The sequence below is a fragment of the Brevundimonas sp. TWP3-1-2b1 genome (genome assembly GCF_049896165.1).
Lineage (GTDB): Bacteria > Pseudomonadota > Alphaproteobacteria > Caulobacterales > Caulobacteraceae > Brevundimonas > Brevundimonas subvibrioides_B.
The window spans coordinates 1-2772 of record NZ_JAFCTT010000033.1 but is presented as its reverse complement, the minus strand read 5'-3'; the positions used below and the strand labels follow the sequence as shown (position 1 = coordinate 2772).

The 2772-nt window shown below is 59.3% G+C and carries 3 protein-coding genes; all 3 read left to right on the top strand.

What is annotated here, in order from left to right:
• Positions 1-897 (top strand): hypothetical protein (locus ACP7AB_RS16795; protein ID WP_426046203.1); only part of this gene is annotated, 897 nt, incomplete at its 5' end.
• Between the two features lie 125 nt (positions 898-1022).
• Positions 1023-2354 (top strand): DUF3987 domain-containing protein, encoded by a 1332-nt coding sequence (locus ACP7AB_RS16790; protein ID WP_425993145.1) that lies wholly within the window; start codon positions 1023-1025, stop codon positions 2352-2354.
• Between the two features lie 79 nt (positions 2355-2433).
• A complete protein-coding gene (locus ACP7AB_RS16785; protein ID WP_425993144.1) occupies positions 2434-2688 on the top strand; it encodes a hypothetical protein in 255 nt (84 codons plus the stop codon).
• The last annotated feature ends 84 nt before the right edge of the window (positions 2689-2772 follow it).

The window sequence follows — 2772 nt, the reverse complement described above, 5'->3', positions numbered from 1 at the left end:
AGAGCACGCAGGCGACATTTTCCAGACCGTCGCCCAGATCGATTTCAACCCGTGACTCCCGACATCCACACAGACACTATCGACGCTATTGGCGCCAATGACAGGGGACGAAGTGTGGGTGAACTGCCGAGGGGATATGTGCCCCTTTCGCACGCGATCTTTGATCGGATCGTTGCCGATCTGGGCATTCTCGAAATGACGGCATTGCTCGACGACGGCACCCGACCTCCCGAGCCGGTGTATCCCGAGGACTTTGTCGAGTTTGTCAAAGTGACCAGCACTGAGAGGTTCGACTTTGCCTCAGTGACCATCGATCAGGAGCATCGAAAGTATCGCTACCTTTGGCGTTCGCGTCACAGAACCGAGGACGATCAGAGAAATCTCATACGCCGCCCTGATCGGCATTTTGAGGTTTCGCCGTGGGGACCCTTCGATCCACTGCCGTTCTCAGAGCAGGGCGATCTGCACTATCGCTTGATGTCGCGAGCAGCAGCATTGTGGAACGGCCATGCCAAGGCGGTGCTGGGGAGGTTGGCCGAAGGCCAGCCGGTCTGGGGTCGCGTCGGGTCATTGACCTCACCACATCAGGCGATCGGGTGGGACGTCTGGCCCGCGCTGGCCGTCACCGATGTTGGGTCTGGAAAAGCAGAAACCAAAGACGGGTCCGTGAGCTTCTTCTCGATACATGCGCCCGCCCCCGCTCGGATCGCTGCAAAACTAGGACGTCCGTCTTCAGAAGACAAAATCATCGCGGCGATACGGAAGCTGCGCCCCGACGGTGACTACAAGGAACAGGAAAAGCTCCGCTATGAAGTCCAAATAGAGCTAGCTAGAAAAACCGAGATTCCTATTTCGACCCTGAAAAAGGCTCTGAAGGCTATCCGTGAAAATGGCTGAAACATTTCTGGCCTTTTCTGGACTTTCTAGCCAATGACGCCAGAGATTTGTTCCTACATATAGCTCTCCGACATCAACGGCCGCAGCGGTTTACTCGCCACCCGGCCCAATGAACGGAGAACGTCTTGAAGCTCGGATCGCATCTAACTCGGACCACATGGGAGACGCCCGATCTCTCCTTGGTCCAGCCGCAAACCGCTCCCGTCCCGAGGTTTCCGGTCGAGATTTTGGGAGACGCTTGGCAGGCTTGGGTCGAGTCCGCCGCCGCCGCTCATAACACGCCAGAGGACTACATTGGCGCCTCGCTCTTGGCCGTCGCTGGCGCCTTGATCGGCAATGCCCGCCAGATCGAGGTCGGCGTCTTTCGCCAAGCACCGCTTCTGTGGATGATGCTCGTCGGCAAGCCGTCCTCCAATAAGTCGGGAGCGATCAATCCCTTTCAGGCCGTCCTCGCCGACATCGAGGATGATATTGCCAACGGCTCGTTGGCCGGTTTTTGGGACCCAAACTCTCAAGCAGAACCACAACTGCGCGTCGTTGACGTCACGCCAGCAGCGGCTGCTGAAGCGGCATCGTCCTCCCCGAAAGGCCTTCTTCTGCTCAAGGACGAACTGTCCGGTTGGTTTCGCCGATACGGGTCTGATCCCTTCTGGCTGGAAGCCTACATGGCCAATCCCTACACGGTGAATCGCAAGGGCAAGCCTTTGATCAAGATCAAGCGGCTTGCGATCAGCGTGCTCGGCGGCTGTCAGCCCGACATCCTTCAGTCTCACGTCGAAAACGACGTCGATCGCGGCTTCTCGGCTCGTTGGCTCTATATCTTTCCGGAGCCTCGTTTGCCGGGCCGATCTCGATCTCTCGATCTCACGTTGCCGAAGACCGCCTTCATGCGGCTGGCCAAACTCGACTTGAACTGCGGAAACCCAGTTACGAAGAAGCTGTCGCGCAGGGCTGCTAGTCGGGTGGACAGCTACAACCTCGCCACCCATCGACGCATGACCGACGAAGAGGGCGTAGTCGGCGGCTGGATTGGGAAGCAAGCCGGGACGGCGTTGAGGCTGGCTCTGGTTCTCGAATATCTCTGGTGGTCTGCCAAAGGCGACGCGCCGGAGCCGATCGAGATCAGCAGCCGGGCTTATCAGGCGGCCACCAAATTCATCGACGACTACTCCTCTCCGATGATGCTTCGAACACTGAGCGTCGCCGCATCCGCTTCCGAGGATCGCGATGCGCTGACTTTGGTCAGGGTGCTGAAGCGAGATCGCCTGATGGGGTTTAACGCGCGTGAACTGCGCAGGACCGGACGATCCATCGGCTTGCTGGCGCAGTCAAAGGTCCTTGCAGCGGCGTGCGACAGCCTTGAAGAGGCCGGTCTAATCCGGCGCCTCAAGGGTCGCGCCGGAGACACGCCGGGCCGTTCCCGAGCCGACTACGAAGTCAACCCAGCCGTCTTCTAGCCGCCCCTCTTTCCCAATCGCCCAACACGAAAACCCGGCTTCGCGGAACGCCTCCGCATGCCCGATGGAGAAGTTCACCATGCACTACAAGATCGGCTACCCCGTTGGTTCGGTTACGAACCGCTACGAAATTCTGAAGACCGAAAAGAGATCGGGCACGTTCTTCGCCGTCGTCCGCCGGACCCGCCGCAATCAGGGCTTGGTCACCGTCGTCTATGTTGTAGTCCGGTCGGACCGGCCGATCCTCGCCAACGGAACGCGCTTGAACGCCCTGAAGGCGACGATCGGTGGGGGCCGGTTCTGTCAATCGGCGTCCAAAAGGGACCCCCTATAGGCGTGCAATAGGGACCCCCTTTTGGTGTTCTGGATGGACGTCACGAGCGCACCGCTTGCGAGGGTTGGGGCGTAGGGAGGGCGT